Genomic DNA, 25363 nt, shown 5'->3' with positions numbered 1-25363 from the left:
TCCTTACACGGCCATTCGAGTGTGCTGGACGTCTTCGGCAAACAGCGCGGCGTCCATGAGCTTGAGCGGCTCGGCGATGCGGGCCGGCGCAAAATCCATCTGTTCGAGCACGTCGCGCCGAACATCGATGCCCGGCGCGACCTCGGTGAGATGGAGGCCATCCGAGGTCGCATCGAACACGGCGCGCTCGGTGACGATCCGCGCCGTCTGCCCGCGATCCCGTACACCGGCAAAGACGTCATAGGTGATGGAGTCGGCGGTCGGCACAAACTTGCGTACCTTGCCTTCTTTGTTCACCGTCAGGCCATGCGATCCGAAGCTGGCGTCGAGGCCGGCCGTGGTGAAGGTGCCGGCGAAGACCAGCCGCCTGGCGTTCTGTGCAATGTCGATGAAGCCGCCGGCGCCGGGATTGGCGGCGCCGAACTTCGACACATTGACGACGCCGCGGGCATCGAACTGGGCGAAGGACAGGGCGGCGAAGCTGCACAGCCCGCCATCAATGACGTCGAACTGCGTCACGCCATCCATGATCGCGTCCGGGTTGATATTGGCCGAGAACTGCCAGCCCGGCATGACGATGCCGCCATAGGCGCCATGCTCGGTGGTGGCCGGGTAGTCATAGATGGCATCACCGTCGAACAGGCCCTGCTCCGCCATCACCAGCGGCACGTCGGTCGCCGCGCCAAACCCGTAGATGGCCAGCTCGCCGCGACGGACTTCCTTCGCCACCCGGCGCGCAATGATCTTGTCGAGCGACATCTGCGTGACCGGCAACTGTGCCGCCGCCATCCGCCGACCCGAGAAATAGGCCTCCTCATAGGGCGTGCCGGTGGTCATCATCATGGCTTCGTCGACCACGATGGCGTCAACGAGGATACCGGGCAGGCGCACCTGGCTGGCCGGACGCTGGTCGACGATGCGCCGCACCTGCGCGATGACGCGGCCACCGCTCGCCTTCGCCGCAATCGCCAGCGCCAGGTTGGCGGTGGTCAGCGGTTCGTCTTCCCATGACAGGTTGCCATGGCGGTCAGCGCTGGCGGCGCGGATGATCGCCACGTCGATCGGCCAGGTCGGGTAGTAGAGGAATTCTTCGCCATCGATTTCGATACGGCGGATGAGGTCGTCCTGCGCCTTGTCGGTGAACTTGCCGCCGCCATTACGCGGATCGGCATAGGTCCCGAGCCCGACGCGGGTGATATAGCCGGGGCTCTTGCGCGCCACTTCGCGCAGCCAGTGCATGCTGGCGCCGATGGGCCAGGAATAGGCCTCGATGCGGTTCTCGCGGATGAGCCGCATCAGTTCGGGGCGCTTGCCGGTGGTGGGATCGACCGGGTTGATGAAGGAGCCAGAGACGATCCGCTTCATCAGCCCTTCGCGGGCCACATGGTCCATGCCCTTGATGCCCATGGCGTCGCCGGTGCCGCAGGGGAAATAGAAAGTGAGATCACGCGGACCCGCGGTGTCGGCGAAACGCTGGCCCAGGGCACGCAGCACGGCGTCGGGAGTGACCCAGCCGATGACGCCGGCGCTGGCGACGGTGGCGCCATCCGGAATGCCGGCTACTGCGGCGCTGGCGGAAACGATCTTGCTCATCATCTACCCGAAAACTTTGCCAGGACAGCCTGCGCGGCGGGCGACCTGGCGTCCTGCTGGAAATGCTCCGACGCGACGGCGTCGAGATGGGCTGCGTCGAGCCGGAGCTGCGCAAAATAGCGCTTGGTGGAAATCACCGCCGAGGCGGGGCGCCCGGCCAGCCGCTTGCCCATCGCAATGGCGGTAGCGAGGGCCTCGCCGGGCTCGCACAGCGCGTCGGCCAGGCCCAGCCGGTGCGCCTCAGCGCCGGTGCAATCGAGCGCGCCCCAGACGATGGAACGAGCCCGCACCAGCCCGACGCGGGCGATCAGCGCTTCGAGGCCCCAGGGCGGCAGCCAGCCATTGGCGACCTCGGGCATCGACCAGCGCACGTCGCGCGCCGTCACCACCAGGTCGCAACTCAGCGCCAGGATGCAGCCGCCGCCAAGCGCGTAGCCCTCGACAGCCGCGATGACAGGAATATCCAGCGCGCCGATCGAGCGGGAAATTGCCGCGGTCTCGGCCTCATGCTCGGCCATGCCGGCAATATCGAGAGCACCCAGTTCCTTGAGATCGCTGCCGGCACAGAAGGCGGGCGGCGCACCGGTGAGCACCACGGCGCCGACGGCGGGGTCGGCCGCCGCGTCGGCGAGAGCTTCGCCAAGCCGCGCCATCGCCTCGCTGCCGAGCGCATTGCGGCGCTGCGGCCGGTTGAGCGTGACGACGCGGCAGGCTTCGTCGTCGGCGATCAGGATGGAGGCGGCCTCGCTCATGCGTCCAGCCTCGCGCCATCGCGGTTGAGCAGCATGCGCAGGTCGCGACCTTCGATCTGGCGCGGCGCCAGCCGATCGCGCACCGCGATCACCGCGGCATGCCCGATGGCGTGGCCATAGCTGAAGCACTGCGCCGTCACCCGGGCAGACGCCACCGCCTCGTGCTCGGCCGACAGGCAGCGGCCGGCGACCAGCAGGTTCTCGCCCCGCTGCGGGACGAAACACCCATAGGGCACCTCATAGACATCATCCAGCAGCCACTCGACGCGCGGTTTGCTGCCCGAATGCAACTCGATCGGCCAGGGCGATCGCGCGACGCCGTCAGCGAATTTGCGACCGGCAAGAATGTCGCCGTTGCCGAGCTTGCTCGTGCCCTCGACCTGACGGGTCTGGCGCACCCCGACCTGGACGCCGGTATCGTTGACGAAGGCGTTCTCGCAGCCGACGAGTCGGTCGCGGAAGAAACGCGCATAGTCGCGGACCTGTCGCCGCCCTTCAAACTCCGCCTCGCTGAAATCCGCGTGGAGCAGCGTGTTCAGCTCGCGCCCATCGGCACCGGTGATGCGCGTGCAGTTGCACAGCAGCTCGTTTGGCCGGGTAGTGGTGAACAGCCAGATCTTGGTCCGCGGGAGCCGGTAGCCGCCGCTCGCGCTTGCCTCGCTGATCATGGCGCTGACCGACGGCGGCATGATCGTGTCAGTGCCATAGGCGGCGACAAAGGCCTCCACGTCGACATTGCCGAGGCGGAAGATCATTGTCGGGTTCTGCACCCGGCCATTGTCGCCGACGAAGTTCGGCAGCCCGGCCATGGCGACGATATCGGCATCGCCCGATGCGTCGATAGTCTGTCGGGCGCGGATCTCGAGCGGCCCCTGCTTGGACCAGGCCATGACGCCGGCGACCGCCTCGTTGCCATCGAGCAGGACCTCGACGGCGACGCAATGATAGATCACCCGCACGCCGGCTGTGGCCAGCATGTCATCTGCCGTTTCCCGCCACATCAGGGGATCATGCACGCGGGTGAAGGTCTTGCCGTAGCGCACCGGTCCGGCGAGGCCGCCGCGCGCCGACAGCGCCTCGACGAATTCCTCGGCAAAGCCGAACACCATCTGCTGCGGGCCACGGTCGAATTCGCTCGCGGCATAGAGGCCGCAGACCGTCCCCGACAGCCCTGCAACGGCGCCGCCGCCACAGAAGCCGTAGCGCTCGATCAGCGTCACATCGAGCCCTGCCCGCACTGCGGTGATCGCAGCTGCCACGCCTGCCGCGCCGCCACCGACGACGAGAATGTCGGTGTCGATACGGCTAACGGCGCGACGATCGATCGCTGCAACAGACAAGCGCTCTTCCTCCCAAGCACTGGTATGCATCTGACATATCAGATGTTGATCTGTTGCCTACCAATTGATGCGAAGGGTGTCAAACGGTATGTTCGCCGCAAATCAGTCCAGGGATCCGCATGACCGACAGCGACCGGCAAGAGCCCGAACTCATCTCCGATGTCGCCTATGCGGCGATCCAGAACTTGATCGTCACCGGGCGGCTCAAGGGCGGTTCGATGATTTCGGAGAACGAGCTTCGCGAGCAATTGAACTGTGGTCGCACCCCCATCCGCGAGGCATTGCAGCGCCTCAAGCTCGAGGGGTTCGTCGAGATCCACCCGCGGCGCGGCGCCCTGGTGACGACCATCGACATCCGGCAGCAACTCGAGTTGCTCGAGGTTCGCCGGCCGCTGGAAGAGACGATGGTGCGGCTGGCGGCGCGGCGCGCTACCGCCGAGCAGCGCCAGCGGATGCGACAGCTGGCGACCGAGCTCGAAGCCGCCGTTCGGCGCGATGACCGCGACAGCTATCTGGGCATCAACCGCGCCACGCACGAGATCGAGGCCGAGGCGACCAGGAACACGATGCTGATCAAGACCATCGGCCAGGTCCACACGCTGTCGCGCCGGTTCTGGTACTCGTTCATCACCGCCTCGGATAGTTTTGCCGAGGCGGCGGAATTCCACTGCAACGTGCTGCGCTCGATCGCCGACAGCGATGCCGACGCGGCGGCCGACAACGCCGGTAAACTGATGGACTATCTGGAGCGCGTGACTCGCGAGACCATCGAGCGCGTGCTCGACTGACGGAGTCCAGAGATCGCCTGCCCGCATGGCGCGTGAGCCAGAAGCGGTGAGGAGTCCAGACTAAAGTTGGGCAGGTTTTCGCAATTTGCGGTTTGCGCAAATTGCGGAGATTACGCAAACCTCTCCTCGATTTTGAGGAGGAGGGAAACCCGTGTTCAAGTTCATGCTGCGCGCCAACATGGCGCTGGCGGTGCTGGCCGTCGCTTCGTCGGCGTTGGCTGCCGACTACCAGCAGGCCCCGATGCTGGACGATGCTGTCAGTTCGGGCACGCTGCCCGCCGTCGCCGATCGCCTGCCCGCTGACCCACTGGTGATTACGCCGGTCGAAACCGTCGGCAGCTATGGCGGCACCTGGCGCTCAGGCCTCCTGAAATCCGGCGACGCCGCCTACTTCATGCGCACCGTGGCTTATGATGGCCTGCTGCGCTGGAACCTGGCCTGGGACCAGGCGATCCCCAATGTCGCGGCGTCCGCCACCGCGGATGCCGAGGGCAAGACCTACACGTTCAAACTGCGCGCCGGCATGAAATGGTCCGACGGCACGCCGTTCACCGCCGCGGACGTCACCTGGGTGATCAACGACCTAGTCTATGACGCCGGCTTTGTCGGCTCCAAGCCCGACACCATCTTTCCCCCCGCCAACAAGGCGCAGGCGGCCGTGGTCGACGACCTCACCTTCACGGTGACGTTCGAAAAGCCGCACGGCATGTTCCTGCAGCAGCTGGCCGGCGTCGAAGGCAATTTCCTCGTCACCTTTCCGCTCGCCTATTGCGGCAAGTTCCACCCGGCCCACAACGCCGACATCGATGCGACGCTCAAAGAGCTGAACATGGCGTCCTGGGGCGAGGCGATGCTCGCCAAGTGCGGCCAGATGTACGGCACCGAGCGCTGGGCCAATGCCGAAAAGCCGTCCACTTTCGCCTGGGTCTTCGAGAAAGCCTATGTCGGCGGCGAAGCCGAAGTGACGATGGTCCGCAACCCCTACTACTTCAAGGTCGACACCGCGGGTAACCAGTTGCCCTATATCGACCGGCTGTCCATGTCGGTGAACGAGACCCCGGACGAAATCGTGCTCAAGGCCGTGGCCGGCGAAATCGACCTGCAGAACCGCCACATCGCCTCGCTCGCCAATCGCAGCACCTTTGCCGAAAGCCGCGAGAGCGGTCGGTACGAACTGCTGCCGGCCCTCGAAACGCTGAGCGCCTCGACCATGCTGTCGCTCAACACCGAGAGCAGCAACCCAGCGCTCAAGGCTGTGTTCGCCAACAAGAAGTTCCGCGAGGCACTGTCGATCGGCATCGATCGCGACCGCATCAACGATGTGGTGTTCTTCGGCCAGGCGCAGCCGCACCAGATCGCCCCCCGCGCCGCCGATCCCTTCTACGACGAGACCATGGCGACGCAGTTCACCGAGTTCGACGTCGATGCCGCCAATGCGCTGCTCGACGAGATCGGCCTCGGCCAACGCGACGCCAACAATATCCGCCTGCTCTCGGACGGCACGCCGCTGACCTTCCAGGTCAACGTGGTCGATGGCATGTTCCCCGACTGGATCGACACGCTGGGCCTCGTCATCGAGGACTGGAAGGCGATCGGTGTCGATGCGCGCATCAACGTCATCGAACGCACCCTGTTCGTCAGCCGCTGGGTGGCATCCGAGTACGACGCCTTCGTCTGGAGCGGCGATGGCGGCATCGGCTCACTGTTCCGCCCCGAATTCTACGTGCCGGTATCGACCCAGGCCTCATCCTTCGGCATGCCCTATGCCCGCTGGTTTGCCGACCCCAATGGCGAAGGCGCCATCGAGCCGCCGGCCGAGATCAAGCAGCAGTTCGAGCTCTATCGCACGCTGCTCCAGACCAGCGATCCGGCCACCCAGGCCGACCTCTATAAGCAGATCCTCGCCATCAACCGCGACCTGTTCCCGGTCATCGGCGTGACCACGGCGCCAGACACCTACTTCGTCAAGCAGACCAACTTCCGCAACGTGCCCGCCAATATGCCCAACGCCTGGCCCTACCCGACCCCGGGGCCGGCCGCCGTCGAACAGTTCTACATCGAGCAGAACTGACCACTCGCCAGCCGGAACCAACAAGATGCTGCGTTTCATTGTCGGACGCGTGACAGGCATGATCGTCGTCCTCTTCGTGACCTCGATCGTTCTGTTCGCCATCATCCAGCTTCCGGCTGGCGACTACCTCTCGACCATGCTGGCCGAGAACCAGGGCTCGGGCGGCAGCGCCGAATTCGCGGACCGGCTGCGCCAGCTCTATCGCCTCGATCAGCCGTTCATCGTGCAGTACCTGGGCTGGATCGGCGGCATCGTGCAGGGCGATCTCGGCTACAGTTTCGAACTCAAGCGCCCGGTCGCCGAACTGATCGGCTCGCGCCTGGGCACCTCGCTGCTCGTCGAAGGCATCGCCGTCATCGTCATGTGGGGTTTTGCCGTGCCGATCGGCATCTACTCGGCGGTACGCCTCTACTCGATCGGCGACTACACCTTCACCATCCTCGGCTTTCTCGGGCTCGCCATCCCGAACTTCCTGCTCGGCCTGCTGATCATGTACTTCACCTTCGTGACCACCGGCCAACTGCTCGGCGGCCTGTTCTCGCCCCAGCTGGCCGACGCACCGTGGTCGTTGGCCAAGCTGATGGATTTCATCGCCCATGCCTGGGCGCCGATCCTGGTGATCGCCACCGGCGGCATGGCCTACCTGATCCGCGTCATGCGGGCCAATCTCATCGACGAACTGAAGAAGCCCTATGTTGATTTCGCCCGCCTGCGCGGCCTGTCCGAATGGCGGCTGATCCTCAAATACCCGGTGCGCATCGCGCTCAACCCGCTGATCTCCTCGATCGGCTATGTGCTGCCCAGCCTGATCTCGTCCTCGATCATCGTCTCGGTAGTGTTCAACCTGCCGACACCCGGGCCGATGCTGCTGCGCGCCCTGATGGCGCAGGACATGTACCTGGCCGGCGCGCTGGTGTTGCTGATGGCGACGCTCACCATCATCGGCACCTTCATTTCCGACATCATCCTTGCCGCGGTCGATCCGCGCATCCGCCTGGCCTGAGGCACGCCATGACCCAATCGAGACTCGACACGTCGACCCCGGTTACTGCCGTTGCCCCCTCCCGCCGGCGCGACGACGGCCCATGGGTGCTGATCTGGCGCCGCTTCCGCCGCAACCGGCTCGCCGTCGTCGGTGGCATCGTCGTGGTCCTGCTCTACCTCGTCGCCCTGTTGGCCGAATTCGTCGCCCCCTACGACGACGCGCGGCTTTTCCGCAATTTCGGCTACGCTCCGCCGCAGGCACTGGGCATCAGCTGGGTCGACGATGCCGGCAACCGGCAATGGGGGCTGCACGTCCGCAGCTACGACACCGAACTCGACCTCGACACCATGAAGCGCAGCTTCGTGCCGGGTAGCGGCGACGACTCCATCGTGCCGGTGACGTTCTTCGCCGAAGCCAAGCCTTACCTGCTGGCCGGCCTGATCCCGATGCGCCACCACCTCATCGGACCGGTGGACGACAGGCAGCCGATGTTCCTCCTGGGCTCGGACCGGCTCGGTCGCGACGTGCTCTCGCGACTGATCTACGGCACCCGCATCTCCCTCAGCATCGGCCTCATCGGCGTCAGCATCAGCCTGTTTCTCGGCATCCTGCTGGGGGGCCTGTCGGGCTATCTGGGCGGCTGGTGGGACACGGCGATCCAACGCAGCATCGAGTTCATCCGCTCGATCCCGACCATTCCGCTGTTCCTCGGGCTGGCCGCGGCCGTGCCGGCAACCTGGTCGCCGTTGCTGGTCTACTTCATCCTCACCCTCATCCTCGCCATAGTCGGCTGGACTGAGCTGGCGCGCGTTGTCCGCGGCCGCTTCATGGCGATGCGCAGCGAGGATTTCGTACTGTCGGCCAAGCTCGATGGCGGCACCGATATCGGCATCATCCTGCGTCACATGGCGCCATCCTTTGCCAGCCACATCATCGCGGCGGCCACACTGGCAGTGCCCGGCATGATCCTTGCCGAAACGGCACTCAGCTTTCTCGGCCTCGGCCTGCGCCCGCCCTTCGTTTCATGGGGCGTGCTGATGCAGGAGGCGCAGAACATTCGATCCATCGCCACCGCACCCTGGCTCTTCGCCTCGGGCGTAGTGACGGTGATCGCCATCCTGGCAATGAACTTCCTCGGGGACGGCCTACGCGATGCTGCAGATCCTTACAAATAAGGCCAGGCTGGCCGACGGCCTGGCGCTGCAGGTCGACAATCTGCAGCTGACCTTCGAGACCGATCGCGGGCCGGTGCAGGCACTGCACGACATGTCGCTGCGCGTCCGCCGCGGCACCACCCATTGCGTGGTAGGGGAAAGCGGCAGCGGCAAATCGATCATGGCCCGCGCCTTGCTCGGTCTGCTGCCGGGCACGGCGCGCCTGAGCGGCTCGATCCTCTACGATTCAGGACGGCAGGAAGGGCCGCAGCAACTGGTCGGGCTCGACCAGGCGAGCCCGACGTTCCGGCAACTGCGCGGTGCCGAGATCTCGATGATCTTCCAGGAGCCGATGGCGGCCTTCAGCCCGGTCCACACCATCGGCGAACACCTCGTCGAGATGATCCGCAATACCCGGCGATGCTCGCGCCAGGAGGCCGAGCAGCGCGCCATCGCCGGGCTGGACGAGGTCGGCATCCCGAACCCGTCGCGGCGCATGAAAAGCTATCCGTTCGAGCTGTCAGGCGGACAGTTGCAACGCGCCATGATCGCAGTGGCGCTGGCGAGCGAACCGAGCCTGCTGATCGCCGACGAGCCGACCACCGCCCTCGACGTCACCATGCAGGCGCAGGTGCTCGATCTGCTGTCACGGCTGCGGCAGGAGCGTGACATGGCGCTGGTTTTTGTCACCCACGATCTCGGCGTGGTGGCGCAGATCGCCGACGAAGTCAGCGTGGTCTATGCTGGCGAGACGGTAGAAACCGGGCCGGTGGAGCGCATCTTCGCCACGCCGCGCCATCCCTACACGCAGGGTCTGCTGATGGCGGTTCCCAGTGTGCGCCCGATGCCTGGCAAGAAGCATCTGCCCTCGATCCCCGGCGTCGTGCCGGCGGCGGACCACCGGCCCGCCGGCTGTGCGCTGCATCCCCGATGCCCGATCGCGATCGAGGGGCTGTGCGACACCAAAGGGCCGGCCTTGCTGCCCGATGAGGATGGCGCCGTGCGCTGCCACAATGCCGGACAACCCGCCTTCTTCGCGCCGCGCGACGTAGTGGCGTCCGCGACCGATGAGCGTGAGACCGGCGACACGCTGCTGGCGCTGGAAAACATCTCCAAGACCTACATGGTTCGCTCGGGGCGGCTGGCCGGCAAGCCGATCCCATTGCGCGCCCTCGACAACGTCAACCTCACCGTCCGCCGTGGCGAGACCTATGGCATCGTCGGCGAAAGCGGCTGCGGCAAGTCGACCCTCGGGCGCACCGTGCTCGGCCTGACCCAGCCGACCAACGGGCGGCTACGCTTCGATGGCGCCGAGATCGCACCCTGGAAGGGCGACCGCGTCACCAACCGGCGCTTCTGGCAGCGCGTTCGCTTCATCTTCCAGGATCCGTTCGGTGCGCTCAATCCGCGCTTTTCGGTGTTCCGCATCCTGGCCGATCCGCTGATCCAGTCCGGCATCCGCGATCAGGACGAGATCCGCCGGCGCGTCGACCAGGCGCTGCGCGATGTCGGCCTGCAGCCATCGGCCGGCGAACGCTACCCGCATGCCTTCTCGGGCGGCCAGCGCCAGCGCATCGTCATTGCCCGCGCCATGATCCTCAACCCCGACCTCATCGTCGCCGACGAGGCGGTGTCGGCGCTCGACGTCTCGGTGCGGGCGCAGGTGCTGAACCTGCTCTCCGACCTCAAGGCGAGCCGCAAGCTCACCCTGCTGTTCATCAGCCATGACCTGAGCGTCATCCGCCACGTCTCCGATCGGGTGGGCGTGATGTATCTCGGGCGGCTGGTCGAGGAAGCACCGGCCGACCAGCTCTATGCACGGCCGCTGCACCCCTACACCGAAGCCCTGCTGTCGGCCGTACCGCAGCCCGACCCGGGCCTGCGCCTTGCAGGCGACGGCCCGCGCAACCGCGGCGAAGTGCCCGACGCGATGAATGCGCCGACGGGCTGCCACTTCCATCCACGCTGCCCCTACGCCACCGAGATCTGCAGCCAGAAGGCGCCCCCGCTCGTGGTGGTCGGCGACCGCCGGGTCGCCTGCCACCACGCCGACACATTGACGCTGAAGGGAGTTTGAGCGTGAGCCTCGCCGCATTTGCCGACAATCCGCTGCTGGGCCGCGACGACGCCATCGCGCTGCTGCGCGACCTGGTGGCGCCGCTCGATCGCTATGTCAGCCCCGGCGGCGCTCGTGTGCGACTGGGCGGGCACGGCGTGCTCTACAGCACGGCCGGCGCCGAGCTCGAGGGCTTCTCCCGCCGGCTCTGGGGACTGGTACCGCTCGGCATGGGCGGCGCGGCCATGGATTGGAGCCGCATCAACCAGGGGCTGATATCGGGTACCACGCCCAATCATCCCGAATACTGGGGCGGGCGCTTCGATGACCATGACCAGCGCTTCGTCGAAATGGCGGCGATTGCCTTCGGGCTGATCGCGCGACCGCCGGGCTTTGCGGCGCTCGACAGCACCGAGATGGAACGGCTGCTCACCTGGCTCGCCAATATCAACGACAAGGCGATACCGGCCAACAACTGGAATTTCTTCCGTATCATCGTCAACCGGGCGCTCGAGCAGCACGGCTATCCAGTGCGGCGCGACGCCGACGAGGCCGCTCTCGCCGCCGTCGACAGTTTCTGGCGCGGCGATGGCTGGTACTCCGACGGGCGGCGCCCGCAACTCGACTACTATGTGTCTTTTGCGCTGCACTATTACGGGCTGCTGCTGTCGCGTCATGCCACGGGTGCGCTGGCACCGGTGGCCGCGGTCTGGAAAGAGCGCGCCCGGCGCTTCGCCGCCGATTTCGAACTGTGGTTTGCCCCCGACGGCGGCGCTATCCCGTTCGGCCGGTCGATGACCTATCGCTTCGCGCAGGGCGCGTTCTGGGCGGCGCTCGCCTATGCCAACGTCGAAGCGTTGCCCTGGGGTCGGATCAAGCACCTGTGGCTGTCGCATCTGCGCTGGTGGCAGAAGCGCCCGATCTTCGATCGCGATGGCGTGCTCTCGGTCGGCTACGGCTATCCCAACCTGATCATGGGCGAGAGCTACAATTCCGCTGCCTCGCCGTACTGGGCGGCCAAGAGCTTCCTGCCGCTGGCATTGCCTGAAAGCCATCCGTTCTGGCAGGCCGAGGAGATCCCCGCCGATCCGCGGCCGCGGCGATCGGTGCAAATCCATCCGATGATGATCGTGACGCGCGACGAGAGCCACGCCTGGGCGCTGTCGAGCGGCCAGACCAATCTGGGCTTTCCCAAATGCGTCGAGAAATACGCCAAGTTCGCCTATTCCTCGGCCTTCGGCTTCTCGGTGGAAAACACCGAGGTGCTGGATCAGGCGTCGGTGGATTCCATGCTGGCGCTCTCCGATGACGGCCAGCACTTCCGCGTCCGCGAACGTGTGCTGGCGCAACGGACGTTCGACGATGGCCTGCTCTGTACCTGGCAACCCTATACCGGCGTCAAGATCACCACCTGGCTCGCGCCACTTGGCCGCTGGCACCTGCGTGCGCACCGCATCGTGTCCGACCGTCCGCTGTGGAGCCGCGAGGGTGGCTTCGCCGTCGCCATTGCCGATGATCTGGGCGGCAACGCCATCGCCCCGCAACAGGGCATCGGCGAGATCGAAACCGCCGATGGCCTCAGCCGCATCGAGGACCCGACCGGCACACGGCAGCCGCAGATTTTCTACGCCATGCCCAACACCAACGTGATCCACCGGCGCGGCGCCCTGCCGCAACTGCTCGGCAAGATCGAACCGGGGCAGACCGACGTCTTCGCGCTGGTGTTTGCCGCGCGTGGTAACGACGCCAGGGCCCACGCTGCCGAGCGGCCTGATATCGAGCCGGTGATGGTGCGTGCGCGGGAGGCCCTCGCCTATGACCTCTGAGCGTCCTGTCGCCCTCCTCGCTTTTGACGACGCCTATCGCCGGCAGATTTTCGGGGAGGAAGAGGAAGCGGCGCTCGCCCGCCTGGTGACACCGGTCGCCATCGACCTCAAGACCGGCGCCGGCCTGCCTGCCGACGCGCGCATCGTCGTCACCGGCTGGCCGACGCAACGGCTGACGGAGGCGGCAATCGCGGCCATGCCGCACCTCGGGCTCGTCGCCCATGCCGGCGGCAGCATCAAGTCGCTGCTCCCGACCAGCGGGTTGGCCGGCAACATCGCCATCAGCTCCTGCGCCGCGCAGAACGCCATTCCGGTCGCCGAATTCACCGTTGCCGCCATCCTGTTTGCCAATAAGCGCGTTCTCGAGCTGGCGCGCAGCTATGGCGAAAGCCGCGGGGGGCGCGACGTGGTGCTGGGGCGCTTCGATACCCTCGGCAACTACCGTCGTACGGTGGGCCTTGTCGGTGCGTCCACCATTGGCCGGCTGGTCGCAAAGCTGCTCAAACCCTTCGATCTCGAGCTGATCGTCGCCGACCCTTATCTCTCCGAGGCGGATGCGGCCGAAATGGGCGTAGCCAAGATCTCACTCGACCAATTGTTCGAGCGCGCCGACTGTGTTTCGTTGCATGCTCCACTTCTGCCCGACACCCGTCACATGGTCGATTCACGACGGATCAACGCGATGAAGCCCGGAGCGACCTTGATCAATACGGCGCGCGGCGCCCTGGTGGACGAAGCCGCTCTGGTGGCAGCGCTGAAGCGTGGGCACATCCAGGCGGTCATCGACACCACGTGGCCCGAAATCCCGGCGGCAGACAGCCCGCTGTGGACTTTGCCCAACGTGTTGCTGACGCCGCATATCGCCGGCTCGGGCTCGACCGAACTGCACCGGCATGGCGCTGCGATCACCGCCGCCATCGACGCCTTCCTTGCCGGGACACCCATCCCCGGCCGGGTCTTCCTCGACCAGCTCGACCGCATAGCGTGAGGCCAGCCGACATGACCACGACCCTATCGCTGGACAAGGACGCCGACGGCGCCAAGGTCAATCAGATCGACATCGCTCGCAAGGCAGGCGTCTCGGTCTCCACCGTGTCGCGCGTGCTCTCTGCCTCGCCCGGCGTCGGCGCCTCGACGCGTTCGCGCGTGCTCAGCATCGCTAGGGCAGCCGGCTATCTGCCCGATGCCCAGGCCCCGTCACGCGCGCCGGTGCTGGTGTTCTGCCCCAGCCACTATCTCCAGGGTGTCTCCAGCTACTACTATCAGGGCTTCCTGCGCGGGATACGCACCGAGCTCGACAGCACCGGCCAGGCTATCGAACTGTGCATCTTCCCCGAAGACGATGATGCGGTGCGCGACCGCATTGTGGCGCCAGTCCTCGAACAGAACCAGGACTCGAGCTGCATCCTGCTGGGTGAACCGGCGGCAGCGCTGCTCGACCGGCTGAGCAAGTCCGATCGCCACACCGTGCTGCTCAATGTCGAGGGCGGACCGGATCGGGGCGCCGATCGCTTCGTCCCCGACAACTTTGCCGGCGGCCGCGCTGCGGCAGATTGCCTGTACGAGCTCGGCCATCGCAGTTTCTGCTATTTCTACTTCCCCAGCCGGTCGCGTACTCTGCTGGCGCGCCGTGCCGGCTTTTTTGATCGGCTGAAGGAGCTGGGCATCTCGGAAGCCCAGTGCGATAGCATCGAGCTCGGCGCCAACGACCCGAGCGTGGCCGAGGCCAAGCTGCGGGACTATGTGGCCCAGCATTCCGAGCTGCCGACCGGGCTCTTCTGCCTCAACGATCTTATCGCCCTTGGCGTCTACTCGGCGCTGATCCAGGCCGGCTACCAGGTGCCGCGCGACGCCTCGATCATCGGCTTCGATGACTTCCCGCATGCCTCCATCATCGGCCCCGGCCTCACCACCCTGCATGTGCCCTGCGACGAGATGGGCCGCGCCGCCGCCCGCCAGGTGCTTGACCGGATGGACGACCCGGACCTCCATGAAAAGACGGTGATCTTCCGCCCCAAGCTGATCCAGCGCGGCTCCGTCGCTGCGCCCCGAGCCGGTCGATGAGCCTTTCGCCGGGGCTGTGTTCGGTTGCGCTGCGCCACCTCGACCCTGATCAGGTGGTCGAGTGCGCGCTGGCCGGCGGCGCGGCCGGCATCGAATGGGAGGCCCGCCGGCACGTCGCTCCGGGCGACCTCGATGCCGCCACGAAAGCCGCGCGCCTCTGCCTCGCGGCCGGCCTCGACATTCCGAGCTACGGCACCTATGCGCGCGCTGGCGCTGACGGCGCCCGCGACGAGTTCGCCGCCTGTCTTGCCAGTGCCGCCGCTCTTGCTACGCCGCTGCTGCGTGTATGGACCGAACGCTCGACGGATATCGAACCTACGGCACGCGCGCTTCTGTTCGATCGCGTCGTCGCCGACCTCACGGCCTTCTGCGACCTTGCCGCAATCGCCGGTCGCCACGTCTCGCTTGAGTTCCACCCCGGCACTTTCACCGAAACGCCAGAGCAGACACACGACTTGCTGCGGCGCGTCGGCCGCCACAACCTTCGCACCCACTGGCAGCCGGACTACGGCCAGCCATTGCATGAGGCCGAAGCCTCGCTGCAGCAGATGCTCCCAGCCCTCAGCTACCTGCACGTCTTCTGCTGGACCAAAGAGCACGTGCGCATGCCGCTGCGCGACAATCTCGACTACTGGTCCAGCCTGCTCGAGCTGGCACGAACTGCGCCGGCTCTGGCTTGGCCGCGCTATGCCATGATCGAATTCTCCCCCGATGATCAGCCCGACGCCGTAGTGGCTGACCTGCGCGCGCTGGGGCAGCTATTGCCCCGCTGATCCGGTTTGTTGCACTGGGGCAGCGTCGCGCGATGAGCTGCGCCGTGTCAGTTGACGACGAGATCCGCCCGGACGACAGGCCCCAGCCGCTCTGCCGTATGCGTCATGGAGCCAGCGTCGCGGATGGCTAGCATTGCCGGGCCCCCATGATTTCGGGCACCAGCGAACGGGCCGCCTGGCGCAGTTGCTCGGTCCAGCCCTCGTCGATCCAGCGATAGGGGCGGCGGAGCCGGGTGCCGACCGGGGCCCAGTTGCCGACGGCAGCCAGCAGCTTGTCGAGCGCGGCGTTGGAGTAGCCATGGTCGCGGCGGAACGGGACGATGTGGTCGTCCATGAAGCTGCAGAGGCGGCGTTCGATATCGCGGGCCGCCTCCGGGTCGGTGAGCATCAGCTCCGTCCAGCACTGCGCGCCCGAGGGGCTTAGGCAGGCGACGTTGGAGAAGGCGCCGGCGGCGACACCCTCGCGCACGCCGGTCGCGAGGTGGTGGCCGGGCACGTAAAGGGCCCAGTCGGCGAGGTGCTGCCGAGCCTCGGCGTACCAGTCTGCGTCGCCGTCACCAAGCTTGACGCCGACCACTTGCGGGACCTGCTCGAGGATGGCGGCCAGTTCCGCTGGCCCCAGCACGCGCTTGGCATGTGGCGGGTTGTAGAGGATGAGCGGGATGGCGCCGGCCGCCTCGGCAGCCATGGCGAGGAAGTCTATCGCCTCGGCGTTCGACAGCGGCCACCAGTCGGGCAGGATCACCTGGATGCCATCCGGCGCCAGCGCCGCAGCCCGCCGCACGCGATCAAGCGCCAGGCGCGGATCGGGCTGGCATGCGCCGATGACGAAGGGCATGCCGGCGGCCCTGCAGCTTTGCGCCAGCAGCTGCTGGATGGCATCGAACTCCGCTTCCGTCTGGTTGTGGAACTCGCCCGCCGTGCCGTTGGAGTAGATCCCGTCGACCTCGGCGGCGATCAAGACGTCGATCTCTGTGCCCAGCCGCACGAAATCGATGCTGTCGTCGCTGTCGATCGGCAGCAGCAAGGTCGCCCAGTTGCCGCGAATTTTGCCCCAAGGCGCGTCACGCCGTTCCAGCTTGTTCATCGTCGCCACTCGTAGGACATCCAATATGTCTTGATGGATATCCTACAAGTTGATATCAAGCAATCAACGAAGCCGGGATTGACCAGCCACCATGATCGAAACGAAGTCGCTGCAGCCGCTGACCAAGCCACAAACGCTGCACGCCTCGGTGCAGGAGAGCCTCAAGGCCTATGTCGACGAGAACCGGCTGCGCGGTGGCGACCCGCTCCCCCCCGAGAGCTTCCTCGCCCAGCAGCTGGCGGTCAGCCGCAACTCGGTGCGCGAGGCGATCAAGGCGCTGGAGTCGGTCGGCATCCTCGAGACGCGGCGCGGTATCGGGGTGTTTGTCAGGGCCTTCTCGTTCGACCCGCTGCTCGAGCACCTCGCCTATGGCTTACGAGGCTCGCTGCGCGAAGTCGGCGAACTCGTCGAGATCCGACGCGTGCTCGAAGTGGCGCTGATCGAGAAGACGGTCGAGATGATCGGCGAGGACGACCTCGCCGAGCTGCGGGCGGTGACCGATCGGATGCGGGTTCGGGCCGAGCACTACGAAAGCTTCGCCGACGAAGACAAGGCCTTCCATCTGCTGTTGTTCCGCTGCCAGGGCAACCAGATGCTGAGCAAGCTGATCGATGTGTTCTGGCTGGCCTTCTACAAGGCCTCGGACTTCGTCAACCTCGACAATCCCAACCCGCTCGCCACCTGGAAGGACCACCACGACATCGTCGAGGCGGTGGCAGCCCGGGACGTCGAGGCGGCGCGGGCGCGGCTCGATCACCACTATCACGGCATTCTGGGGGTCATCGCCAAGAACGGCGAGACCGCCCGTTAGAATAGGGACAACTGGGAGGACGACCATGAGACTGAGGACTTTGAGGTCAGCACTCGTGCTGACGACGACACTGTTCGCCCCTATGCTGGCGCTGCCGGCCCTGGCACAGACCGGCAAGACCATCAGCGGCGGCTTCGACGTCGGCCCGGGTGGTTTTCCGGGCAATTTCAATCCACTCGCCGCGACCGCCGGCCTCACCTGGCTCAGCGTCTATTATGAGCCGCTGGTCATCTACAACGCCGACCTGACGGCGATCGTCGGCGACCTGGCGGAGAGCTTCGAGATCAGCGCCGATCAGAAGACCTACAGCTTCAAGCTGACCAGCGAGAGCTGGCACGACGGCGAGGCCTTCACGGCGGCGGATGTGAAGTTCACGCTGGAAGCGGCCAAGAGCGGTGACACCGGCAGTGTGTTCGCGGCGCGCCTCGGCGCCATCGAAAGCATCGCGACACCTGATGACCGCACGGTGGTGCTGACGCTGAGCGCCCCCAATGCCGGGCTGCTCGATACGCTGACCAAGATCATGATGCTGCCCGAGCACGCGCTGGGCAAAGTCCCGCCGGCGGATCTCGCCAAGAGCACCTGGTGGTCGACGACACCGGTCGGCACCGGCGCCTTCAAGTTCGAAAAGTACGTGACCGACCAGTATGTCGAGGTCGTCGCCGACGAGGATTACCGTGGCGGCAGGCCGGCCGTGGACAAGCTGATCAACCGCTATTTCGAGAACTCGGCGGCCGCCGTCGCGGCGCTGCGCGCCGGGGAAATCCAGTTCACTTACGTCGAGGCAGATGACGTCGCGACCTTCAGCGGCAATGACCAGTTCAAAGTGATCGAGGGCCCGAGCTTCGTCGTCAACTATGTCGGCTTCAACCAGGAAGTGCCGTTCTGGAAGGATCTCAAGGTTCGCCAGGCGGTGATGCACGCGATCGACCGCAAGGCGATCATCGAGAGCCTCTACAACGGCGCGGCAACCGAAGCGAATTGCGGCTATGTCGCCGACCAGTTCGTGCCTGATGGCATCGAGCCCTATGCCTACGACCCGGAGAAAGCCAAGGCACTGCTGGCCGAAGCGGGCTGGGCCGAGATCAATGGCGACAAGCCGATCACCATCCTGACCTATTACAACAATCCGCTGTCGACGAACGTCCTCGCGGCGATCCAGGCCATGCTGGCGCAGGTCGGGATCAACATCGTGCCGCGCGCCGTGGACTCGCCGACCTACAACGCCACGGTGCTCGCCGCCGAACCAAACTTTGCAGACTTCCCGCTGATCTACGCCGGCCTGCAGGATGGGCCGGAGCCGTCCAACATCAATGTCGGCCTGAACGAGACCATGATCCCGCCGGCCGGCACCAATGCGCTGCGCATCCGCATGCCCGAGGTCAGTGCGGCCTTCGACGCGGCGCTCGGCGAGACCGATGCCACCAAGCGCGACGCCCGCTACCAGGCAGTCTGCCAGGCGATGAACGCCAACCTGCCCTGGGCCACCATGTGGGTCGCCAACCGCTATGGCGTCGCCTCGACCAGCCTCGAGCACTTCGTCTGGACCCCGGCCCCGGGCGGCGGTCCGTTCGATGCCGATCCCGAGAAGTGGGATCTGGCCAACGCTCAATAGCCGCGCGCTCCCGACGTGACAGGAGGGCGGCTCCGCCTGCCCTCCCCCCGCAATCCGCTTGAAATTGCCCATGCTCACCTTCATCCTGCGCCGCCTTGCGCTCGGCCTCATGATGCTCATCGCGCTGAGCGTCCTGGTGTTCGTGCTGCTGCGCCTGGCGCCCGGCGATCCGATCGATGCCTATATCGATCCCAACGTCTCGGTGTCGCAGGCCGAAATGGCGGCGATCCGGGCCCGCCTCGGCCTCGACCAGCCGCTGCCGGTCCAGTACCTGGCTTGGCTGGGAGCAGCAGCCACCGGCGATCTCGGCTACTCGATCCAGCGCAGCGGCGTCCGCGTGCTCGAACTGGTGTTCGAGCGCATCGGCCCGACCCTGCTGCTGATGGCCACCGGTCTGGTCCTCTCGATTGTTTTCGGCATCGCTACCGGCATCATCGGTGCGGTGCGCCGCAATTCGACGACCGATATCGGGCTCTCGGTTGCCGCCTTCGTCGGCATCTCCAGCCCGGCATTTCTCACTGCGTTGCTCGGGCTCTATGTCTTCTCGGTGCAGTTCCGCGTCGCGCCGTCGGGCGGCATGCTCACCCCCGGCGTAGCGTTCTCCCTCGGCGATCTCCTCGCCCACCTGATCTTGCCGGCCGTGCTGCTGTCGATCGGCCAGGCGGCGCTGATCATGCGCTACATGCGCGCTTCGATGCTCGAAGTGCTGAACCAGGATTACGTGCGCACGGCGCGCGCCAAGGGCGTCCGCGAGTTCTTCGTCATCGTGAAACACGCGCTGCGCAATGCCCTGCTGCCGGTGATCACGCTGATCGGCTCGACCATCGGCATGGCCATTGGCGGCGCCATCTTCATCGAAAGCGTCTTCAACTGGCCCGGCATGGGCCTGCTTATGGTTAATGCCGTCGAGACTCGCGACTATCCGGTGATCATGGGCGCAACACTGGTGATCGGCGCCTGTGTCATCCTGGTCAACCTGCTGACCGACATCACCTACGCCGCGGTCGATCCGCGCATCCAGGTGGCGTGAGATGGTTGCCATCGCTCTCCCCCGCAGCAATGGCCCGCTGGCCCGATCGCTGTCGCGTTTCGTCGGCAACGGCGCGGCAGTCGCCGGGCTGATGATCCTGTTGCCCGTGCTCATCGCTGTGCTGACTTATGATCTCTGGTGGCCTCACGCCCCCAACGACATCGACCTGCGGGCCCTCAACAAGGGGCCGAGCGCGGTGCATTGGTTCGGCACCGACGGCGTCGGCCGCGATGTGCTGGCAAGGCTGCTGCAGGGCGGGCGGATTTCCTTGCTGGTCGCCGGCGTCTCGGTGGCTATTTCGCTGGTCATCGGCTTCCTCGTGGGCGCGCTCGCCGCGTTTGGCGGCCGCATCACCGATGGCTCGACCATGCGGCTGGTCGATCTGGCCATGACGCTGCCGCCGGTGATCCTGCTCCTGGTGCTCGCTTCGATCGCCGGTACCGGCATCGTGCCCACCATCTTCGTCATCTCGCTGCTGTCCTGGCCGGTGCTCTCGCGCATGGTGCGGGCGCGGCTGCTGGAGCTGCGCGAACGTGATTTCGTTGTCGCCGCGCGCGGCATGGGCGCCAACCTCTGGCACCTGCTGTTCAGGCATGGCCTGCCCAATTGCATCGACATCCTCGTCGTCTACGCCACGCTGCAGATTGCCAATGCCATCCTGCTCGAGGCTGGCCTCTCCTTCCTCGGCCTCGGCATCCCGCCGCCCGAAGCCAGCTGGGGCAACATGCTCAACGCCGCCCGCTCGACGGTCGTGCTTGAGCAGTACGTCTGGCAGTGGATGTTCCCCGGCGCCGCCCTGGTGCTTGCGGTACTGGCCATCAACTTCATCGGCGATGGATTACGCGACGCGTTCGACCCCCGCTCCGACCTCAACTGATACTCTTCGAGAAAGCCCACAAATGCCCAAGTTCACTGGCGTCGTCCCTCCCGTCGTCACTCCGCTGACCGAGACTTTCGAGGTCGACTATCCCTCCTTCACCCGGGTGATCGAGAACCTCATCGATGGGGGTGTGCACGGTCTCTTCGTTCTGGGATCGACCAGCGAAGTGGTGTTCCACGCTGCTGCCGAGCGCACGAAAATCATCGAACATGCGGTCAAGGTGAACAACGGCCGCCTGCCGATCTTCGTCGGCGTCATCGACCCGACCACCGACCGGGTGATCGAGCATGCGCGGATCGCCAGGTCGGCCGGCGCCGACGCGCTGGTGGTGACGGCGCCGTTCTACGCCCGCACCAACCAGGGCGAGACCATCGACCATTTCCGCTACATCCGCGACGCCGTCGACGTGCCGCTGGTCGCCTACGACATCCCGGTCTGCGTGCATCTGAAGCTCGAGCGCAACACCACGGTGACGCTGGGTCGCGAGGGCACCATTGCCGGGGTCAAGGACTCGAGCGCCGATGACGGCAACCTTCGCTATGTCATGCTCGACATGGCGGACCGGCCGGATTTCTTCGCCATGACCGGCTCCGAGATCGTCGTCGACAATGTCCTGGGCATGGGCGCGCATGGCGTCGTCCCCGGCCTCGCCAATGTCGATCCGCACGGCTACGTCAAGCTCTGGAACCTGTTCCAGGCGGGCGACCACGAGGCCGTGCGCCGGGAGCAGGAGCGGCTTTGCCGGCTGTTCGAGATCGTCTGGATCGCGCAGCCGCGGACCAGCGCTGGGTCGGCCGGGGTCGGCGCCTTCAAGACCGCCATGCGGCAGCTCGGCATCATCTCGACCAACGTCATGGCGCGGCCGCAGCGCATGCTCAATTCCGAAGAGACGATGAGGATCGATGCGATCCTCAAGTCGACCGGCCTGCTCTGACCGCGATGCTCGAGCCGATCCTCGACATTTCGGGCCTCACCACGGTCTACCGCATTTCCGGTAAGGACGTCGCGGTGGTGCAGGATCTCGACCTGGCCATCGCCGCGGGCGAGACGGTGGCGCTGGTCGGGGAATCCGGCTCGGGCAAGTCGGTCACCAGCCTCTCCGTTCTCCGCCTCCTGCCCCGCATCGGGCGGGTGGCGAAGGGCAGCATCGGCTTCCGCGGCAAATCCGGAGTGGTCCGCGACCTCGCGCAGCTCGACGCTGACGCGCTGCGCCAGGTGCGCGGCAACGATGTCGGCATGATCTTTCAGGAGCCGATGACCAGCCTCAATCCGGTCTACACGGTAGGCGAGCAGATCGCCGAACCCATCCGCATTCACCTGGGCAAATCGCATAGGGACGCGGCAGCGGCGGCGGTGCAACTCCTCGCCGATGTCGGCATCCCCGATCCGGCGCGCCGGGCCAAGCAATATCCGCACGAACTTTCGGGCGGTATGCGGCAGCGCGCCACCATTGCCATGGCGCTCGCCTGCGATCCGGCGCTGCTGATCGCCGACGAGCCGACGACGGCACTCGATGTCACCATCCAGGCGCAGATGCTCGACCTGCTGCAGCAACTGCAGGCGCAGCGCGGCATGGGCATCCTCTTCGTCACCCATAATCTGGGCGTTGTCGCCGAGATCGCCGACCGCGTCGCGGTGATGTACGCGGGGCGCGTCGTGGAAACCGGCCGCGTCGCCGATGTGTTCGCCCACCCCCGGCATCCCTACACCATCGGGCTGATGCGCTCGGTCCCCAGGCTCGGCGAGGCCACCCGGCTCAAGCAGGCCGGCACCCCGCTTCCCACCATTCCCGGCACCGTGCCGAGCCTCGCCCGACTGCCGCAGGGCTGCTCGTTTGCCCCGCGTTGCAGCTACGCGATCGAGGCGTGCCGCGCCGCAGTGCCGTCCCTTCTCGATACCGGCAACGACCAGGCAAGCCGCTGCATTCGCTGGCAGGAGCTCTGAGCACCATGGATGCCCCCTGCTCTCGGTTCGCGGCCTGACCAAACACTTCAAGCCCTCTGCCTTCTCCCGCGGCCCGGTCGTGCGGGCGCTCGAGGACGTGTCGTTCGACGTGCCGCGCGGCAGCGTGGTGGGTCTGGTCGGCGAGTCGGGCAGTGGCAAGACGACGATCGGCCGCTCGATCCTGCAGCTGGTCGAGCCGACCTCCGGCGAGGTCCGCTTCAACGGTACCGATCTGACAAAACTCTCGGCCGCCGAGCTGCGAAAGCAGCGCCGCTTCATGCAGTATATCTTCCAGGACCCGTTCGCGAGCCTGTCGCCCCGCATGACCATCGGGCAGATCCTCACCGAGGGGCTGGAAATCCAGGGCGGGCTTAGCCGCGAGGAACGAAGCGCGCGCGCCCATAAGGCGCTGGCTGCGGTCGAGCTCCCTGCCGACGCCTTCAATCGCTATGCCCATGAATTCTCCGGCGGCCAGCGCCAGCGCATCGGCATCGCCCGGGCCCTGGCGCTCGAGCCGCAACTGATCGTGGCCGACGAGCCGGTCTCGGCGCTCGACGTCTCGATCCAGGCGCAAATCGTCAACCTGCTGCGCGATCTGCAGCAGCGGCTTGGCCTCACCATGCTGTTCATCTCGCATGATCTGGCGGTGGTCGAGTACATCTGCGACACGGTCATCGTGCTCTATCTCGGCCGGATCATGGAGATCGCCCCGAGCGCCGAGCTTTATGCCCATCCGCGCCACCCCTATACGCGGGCTCTGCTCTCGGCGATCCCGTCGCCGGTGCCGGGCGACAGGCGGCAGCGCCAACTGCTCACCGGCGACATCCCCAGCCCCGCCAACCCGCCTTCCGGCTGCGTGTTCCGAACGCGCTGTCCATATGCCATCGACGCATGCGCAGCGGCGGTGCCGCCACTCGAGACGGTCGGACCGGGCCATCTGAAGGCCTGTATTCGCGACGATCTCTAGGCCTGCCTGCAGAAGCTCTCGTGGTGGCCCGGTTAGGCACGTACCAAGCTGGGCCAGTTTCGGGGGCATCGCGGTGGAGAGCAGCTCGCCCGATCGCTCGTCCCGCGCTGTGCGATCGCCGCACGGAACGAGAGGAATGGCGGAGAGGGAGGGATTTGAACCCCCGATGGAGTTGCCCCCATGCCGCATTTCGAGTGCGGTGCAATCGACCACTCTGCCACCTCTCCGCGAGGTCGAACACGCGTTACCGCGGCTGGTCGAGACGGGCGGGCTTATGGCATAGCATGATCGAGGCTGCAACACTCTTTGGCTCGCTCGCTGCATGACTCTTCCGCTCTTCGTCTATGGCACGCTGTGTGACCCCGAACTGCGCTCGGCGGTGCTCGGCCGCATGCTGCCGCCCGAAGCGGTGCATGCGGCCCGCGCCCCGGGCTTTCGCGCCGTGCACTATCCCGGCCGTGTCTATCCGGCGCTGCTGCGCACGCCGGGTGGGGCGGCGGAGGGGCTGCTGCTGTTGGGGCTGACGCCATTCGAGCGCGACCTGCTCGACGCCTTCGAGGGCGATGAGTACCGTCGCGCCCCGATCGCCGCCATGCTCGAGGAGGAGCTGCACGAGGCCGATGCCTACCTGCCGGCGATCGCCATCGCCGCCGACGCACCCGACTGGACGCTGCAGCGCTGGCAAGCCGAGCACAAGCCGCGCGTCCTCGCGACCGAAGCCGCCACCGCCGATGAACTGCGCCAACGCCTGATCGCCATCCGCCCGCACTAGAGATCAACGCCCCCGGAGTGACCATGCCGAACCGCCGTGCCGCCATACTGGGGCTTGCCGCCCTGCCGCTCGCCGCCGCCATTCGCCCGGTACTCGCCGCAACCCCCGATAGCCTCGTGACCTCGGCGGGCGACGTGGCCATCTACCCGATCCGCCATGCGAGCCTCGTGCTGAGCTTCGGCGCCGAGACGCTCTACATCGATCCGGCCAACGGTCCGGCGCTCTATGAGGGGCTGCCGCCGCCGACCGGCATCCTCATCACCCATGGCCATGGCGACCATTTCGATATCGCGACGCTCAACGCCATTGCCGGCGACAGCGCCCCGATCCTTACCTCCGAAGAGGTGCTGGCCCGCCTGCCCGGCCCGCTGAAGCCGCGCGCCGCTGCCCTGCCGAACGGCGCCACCGGCGAAATCGCCGGCCTGCCGGTCGAGGTCGTCGCCGCTTACAACACCACCGAGAACCGCAAGCGCTACCACCCCGAGGGGGTCGGCAACGGCTATGTCATCGGCTTCGGCGACAAGCGCGTCTATGTCGCCGGCGATACCGAGGACACCCCGGCAATGCGGGCCTTGACCGGTATCGACGTCGCCTTCCTGCCGATGAACCTGCCCTATACCATGAGCCTCGAGCAGGTCGCCGCGGCGGTCGCCGCCTTCCGGCCCGGCATCGTCTATCCCTATCACTACCAGGGTGGTGATCCGGCCAAGCTCGCCGAACTGGTCGGCGATGCCGCAGAAGTTCGGCTTGCCGCCTGGTACTGAGCCCTAAAGGACCCAGCCTGCGCGGCCTTGACTCCGGTTGGATTCTTGACGATAAGGCCGCTCGAATTGCGTGCGGCGTTTGCTGCGCGCA

The 25363-nt window shown here is 66.3% G+C and carries 22 protein-coding genes and 1 tRNA gene; 18 read left to right on the top strand and 5 right to left on the bottom strand.

Features of this window, described 5'->3' with window-relative positions; all coding sequences use genetic code 11:
• Positions 1 to 3 precede the first annotated feature (3 nt).
• The 3 genes from ACSQ23_RS09345 to ACSQ23_RS09335 are packed head-to-tail and all read right to left on the bottom strand — an operon-like array spanning position 4 to position 3685.
• Entirely contained in the window at positions 4 to 1593 is a 1590-nt protein-coding gene (locus tag ACSQ23_RS09345) for an acyl CoA:acetate/3-ketoacid CoA transferase (RefSeq protein WP_436090422.1), read from the bottom strand.
• Positions 1593 to 2345, bottom strand: a complete 753-nt coding sequence (locus tag ACSQ23_RS09340; protein ID WP_436090421.1) for an enoyl-CoA hydratase/isomerase family protein — start codon at positions 2343 to 2345, stop codon at positions 1593 to 1595. Before ACSQ23_RS09340 ends, ACSQ23_RS09345 begins: the two co-directional genes overlap by 1 nt.
• Positions 2342 to 3685 (bottom strand): FAD-dependent oxidoreductase, encoded by a 1344-nt coding sequence (locus ACSQ23_RS09335; protein ID WP_436090420.1) that lies wholly within the window; start codon positions 3683 to 3685, stop codon positions 2342 to 2344. The genes ACSQ23_RS09340 and ACSQ23_RS09335 overlap by 4 nt, the downstream gene beginning before the upstream one ends.
• 119 nt (positions 3686 to 3804) lie before the next feature.
• Between ACSQ23_RS09335 and ACSQ23_RS09330 the strand changes: the two genes are divergently transcribed.
• The 9 genes from ACSQ23_RS09330 (at position 3805) to ACSQ23_RS09290 (ending at position 15402) form a co-directional block, all read left to right on the top strand.
• Positions 3805 to 4473: a GntR family transcriptional regulator gene (locus tag ACSQ23_RS09330; RefSeq protein WP_436090419.1), complete on the top strand. Its 669-nt coding sequence runs from the start codon at positions 3805 to 3807 to the stop codon at positions 4471 to 4473.
• 151 nt (positions 4474 to 4624) lie between these two features.
• A complete protein-coding gene (locus ACSQ23_RS09325; protein ID WP_436090418.1) occupies positions 4625 to 6544 on the top strand; it encodes an ABC transporter substrate-binding protein in 1920 nt (639 codons plus the stop codon).
• Positions 6545 to 6569: 25 nt separating this feature from the next.
• Positions 6570 to 7547 carry an ABC transporter permease gene (locus tag ACSQ23_RS09320; RefSeq protein WP_436090417.1) on the top strand — a complete coding sequence of 326 codons (978 nt, stop codon included), beginning with the start codon at positions 6570 to 6572 and terminating at the stop codon, positions 7545 to 7547.
• A gap of 8 nt (positions 7548 to 7555) precedes the next feature.
• On the top strand, positions 7556 to 8704 hold the full coding sequence (locus tag ACSQ23_RS09315) for an ABC transporter permease (protein ID WP_436090416.1): 1149 nt from the start codon (positions 7556 to 7558) through the stop codon (positions 8702 to 8704).
• Positions 8682 to 10760 (top strand): dipeptide ABC transporter ATP-binding protein, encoded by a 2079-nt coding sequence (locus ACSQ23_RS09310; RefSeq protein WP_436090415.1) that lies wholly within the window; start codon positions 8682 to 8684, stop codon positions 10758 to 10760. Before ACSQ23_RS09315 ends, ACSQ23_RS09310 begins: the two co-directional genes overlap by 23 nt.
• Before the next feature lie 2 nt (positions 10761 to 10762).
• A complete protein-coding gene (locus ACSQ23_RS09305; RefSeq protein WP_436090414.1) occupies positions 10763 to 12565 on the top strand; it encodes a DUF2264 domain-containing protein in 1803 nt (600 codons plus the stop codon).
• The gene (locus tag ACSQ23_RS09300; protein ID WP_436090413.1) at positions 12555 to 13553 is read left to right on the top strand and encodes a hydroxyacid dehydrogenase; all 999 of its coding nucleotides are present in this window, start codon (positions 12555 to 12557) and stop codon (positions 13551 to 13553) included. The genes ACSQ23_RS09305 and ACSQ23_RS09300 overlap by 11 nt, the downstream gene beginning before the upstream one ends.
• A gap of 11 nt (positions 13554 to 13564) precedes the next feature.
• Positions 13565 to 14629, top strand: coding sequence for a LacI family DNA-binding transcriptional regulator (locus ACSQ23_RS09295; RefSeq protein WP_436090412.1), 1065 nt, complete (start codon positions 13565 to 13567; stop codon positions 14627 to 14629).
• Positions 14626 to 15402 carry a sugar phosphate isomerase/epimerase family protein gene (locus ACSQ23_RS09290; protein ID WP_436090411.1) on the top strand — a complete coding sequence of 259 codons (777 nt, stop codon included), beginning with the start codon at positions 14626 to 14628 and terminating at the stop codon, positions 15400 to 15402. Before ACSQ23_RS09295 ends, ACSQ23_RS09290 begins: the two co-directional genes overlap by 4 nt.
• Before the next feature lie 127 nt (positions 15403 to 15529).
• On the opposite strand, the gene ACSQ23_RS09285 is transcribed toward ACSQ23_RS09290, so the two are convergent.
• Complete coding sequence (locus ACSQ23_RS09285) at positions 15530 to 16489, bottom strand: dihydrodipicolinate synthase family protein (protein WP_436090410.1); 960 nt, start codon at positions 16487 to 16489, stop codon at positions 15530 to 15532.
• A 91-nt stretch (positions 16490 to 16580) separates the two neighbouring features.
• Here ACSQ23_RS09285 and ACSQ23_RS09280 point away from each other — a divergent pair, with 91 nt between their 5' ends.
• The 7 genes from ACSQ23_RS09280 (at position 16581) to ACSQ23_RS09250 (ending at position 23736) form a co-directional block, all read left to right on the top strand.
• Complete coding sequence (locus ACSQ23_RS09280) at positions 16581 to 17300, top strand: FadR/GntR family transcriptional regulator (protein ID WP_436090409.1); 720 nt, start codon at positions 16581 to 16583, stop codon at positions 17298 to 17300.
• Positions 17301 to 17325: 25 nt separating this feature from the next.
• Positions 17326 to 18915 carry an ABC transporter substrate-binding protein gene (locus tag ACSQ23_RS09275; RefSeq protein ID WP_436090408.1) on the top strand — a complete coding sequence of 530 codons (1590 nt, stop codon included), beginning with the start codon at positions 17326 to 17328 and terminating at the stop codon, positions 18913 to 18915.
• 70 nt (positions 18916 to 18985) lie between these two features.
• Positions 18986 to 19945, top strand: a complete 960-nt coding sequence (locus tag ACSQ23_RS09270; protein WP_436090407.1) for an ABC transporter permease — start codon at positions 18986 to 18988, stop codon at positions 19943 to 19945.
• A gap of 1 nt (position 19946) precedes the next feature.
• The gene (locus ACSQ23_RS09265) at positions 19947 to 20822 is read left to right on the top strand and encodes an ABC transporter permease (RefSeq protein WP_436090406.1); all 876 of its coding nucleotides are present in this window, start codon (positions 19947 to 19949) and stop codon (positions 20820 to 20822) included.
• A 22-nt stretch (positions 20823 to 20844) separates the two neighbouring features.
• Complete coding sequence (locus ACSQ23_RS09260) at positions 20845 to 21759, top strand: dihydrodipicolinate synthase family protein (RefSeq protein WP_436090405.1); 915 nt, start codon at positions 20845 to 20847, stop codon at positions 21757 to 21759.
• A gap of 5 nt (positions 21760 to 21764) precedes the next feature.
• Positions 21765 to 22769, top strand: coding sequence for an ABC transporter ATP-binding protein (locus ACSQ23_RS09255; RefSeq protein ID WP_436090404.1), 1005 nt, complete (start codon positions 21765 to 21767; stop codon positions 22767 to 22769).
• Between the two features lie 16 nt (positions 22770 to 22785).
• Positions 22786 to 23736, top strand: coding sequence for an ABC transporter ATP-binding protein (locus ACSQ23_RS09250; protein ID WP_436090576.1), 951 nt, complete (start codon positions 22786 to 22788; stop codon positions 23734 to 23736).
• Positions 23737 to 23873: 137 nt separating this feature from the next.
• Here the strand turns inward: ACSQ23_RS09250 and ACSQ23_RS09245 are convergent.
• Positions 23874 to 23963, bottom strand: a tRNA-Ser gene (locus tag ACSQ23_RS09245).
• Positions 23964 to 24058: 95 nt separating this feature from the next.
• Here ACSQ23_RS09245 and ACSQ23_RS09240 point away from each other — a divergent pair.
• Together ACSQ23_RS09240 and ACSQ23_RS09235 are read left to right on the top strand one after the other, a co-directional pair.
• Positions 24059 to 24508: a gamma-glutamylcyclotransferase family protein gene (locus tag ACSQ23_RS09240; protein ID WP_055875678.1), complete on the top strand. Its 450-nt coding sequence runs from the start codon at positions 24059 to 24061 to the stop codon at positions 24506 to 24508.
• Positions 24509 to 24531: 23 nt separating this feature from the next.
• Positions 24532 to 25272: an MBL fold metallo-hydrolase gene (locus tag ACSQ23_RS09235; protein WP_436090403.1), complete on the top strand. Its 741-nt coding sequence runs from the start codon at positions 24532 to 24534 to the stop codon at positions 25270 to 25272.
• The last annotated feature ends 91 nt before the right edge of the window (positions 25273 to 25363 follow it).

The sequence above is a fragment of the Devosia sp. LjRoot16 genome (genome assembly GCF_964252795.1).
Taxonomy (GTDB): domain Bacteria; phylum Pseudomonadota; class Alphaproteobacteria; order Rhizobiales; family Devosiaceae; genus Devosia_A.
Note: the sequence above shows the minus strand (reverse complement) of the source record. Positions and strands in the feature narration are given on the sequence as shown.

Excerpts from the sequence above, each read along its gene's own strand:
- ACSQ23_RS09260 (WP_436090405.1), top strand. The coding sequence starts at position 20,845 with ATGCCCAAGTTCACTGGCGTCGTCCCTCCCGTCGTCACTCCGCTGACC.
- ACSQ23_RS09300 (WP_436090413.1), top strand. The coding sequence starts at position 12,555 with ATGACCTCTGAGCGTCCTGTCGCCCTCCTCGCTTTTGACGACGCCTAT.
- ACSQ23_RS09255 (WP_436090404.1), top strand. The coding sequence starts at position 21,765 with ATGCTCGAGCCGATCCTCGACATTTCGGGCCTCACCACGGTCTACCGC.
- ACSQ23_RS09345 (WP_436090422.1), bottom strand. The coding sequence starts at position 1,593 with ATGAGCAAGATCGTTTCCGCCAGCGCCGCAGTAGCCGGCATTCCGGAT.
- ACSQ23_RS09275 (WP_436090408.1), top strand. The coding sequence starts at position 17,326 with ATGAGACTGAGGACTTTGAGGTCAGCACTCGTGCTGACGACGACACTG.
- ACSQ23_RS09320 (WP_436090417.1), top strand. The coding sequence starts at position 6,570 with ATGCTGCGTTTCATTGTCGGACGCGTGACAGGCATGATCGTCGTCCTC.
- ACSQ23_RS09295 (WP_436090412.1), top strand. The coding sequence starts at position 13,565 with ATGACCACGACCCTATCGCTGGACAAGGACGCCGACGGCGCCAAGGTC.
- ACSQ23_RS09315 (WP_436090416.1), top strand. The coding sequence starts at position 7,556 with ATGACCCAATCGAGACTCGACACGTCGACCCCGGTTACTGCCGTTGCC.
- ACSQ23_RS09270 (WP_436090407.1), top strand. The coding sequence starts at position 18,986 with ATGCTCACCTTCATCCTGCGCCGCCTTGCGCTCGGCCTCATGATGCTC.
- ACSQ23_RS09240 (WP_055875678.1), top strand. The coding sequence starts at position 24,059 with ATGACTCTTCCGCTCTTCGTCTATGGCACGCTGTGTGACCCCGAACTG.
- ACSQ23_RS09280 (WP_436090409.1), top strand. The coding sequence starts at position 16,581 with ATGATCGAAACGAAGTCGCTGCAGCCGCTGACCAAGCCACAAACGCTG.
- ACSQ23_RS09340 (WP_436090421.1), bottom strand. The coding sequence starts at position 2,345 with ATGAGCGAGGCCGCCTCCATCCTGATCGCCGACGACGAAGCCTGCCGC.
- ACSQ23_RS09330 (WP_436090419.1), top strand. The coding sequence starts at position 3,805 with ATGACCGACAGCGACCGGCAAGAGCCCGAACTCATCTCCGATGTCGCC.
- ACSQ23_RS09265 (WP_436090406.1), top strand. The coding sequence starts at position 19,947 with ATGGTTGCCATCGCTCTCCCCCGCAGCAATGGCCCGCTGGCCCGATCG.
- ACSQ23_RS09235 (WP_436090403.1), top strand. The coding sequence starts at position 24,532 with ATGCCGAACCGCCGTGCCGCCATACTGGGGCTTGCCGCCCTGCCGCTC.
- ACSQ23_RS09290 (WP_436090411.1), top strand. The coding sequence starts at position 14,626 with ATGAGCCTTTCGCCGGGGCTGTGTTCGGTTGCGCTGCGCCACCTCGAC.
- ACSQ23_RS09285 (WP_436090410.1), bottom strand. The coding sequence starts at position 16,489 with ATGAACAAGCTGGAACGGCGTGACGCGCCTTGGGGCAAAATTCGCGGC.
- ACSQ23_RS09310 (WP_436090415.1), top strand. The coding sequence starts at position 8,682 with ATGCTGCAGATCCTTACAAATAAGGCCAGGCTGGCCGACGGCCTGGCG.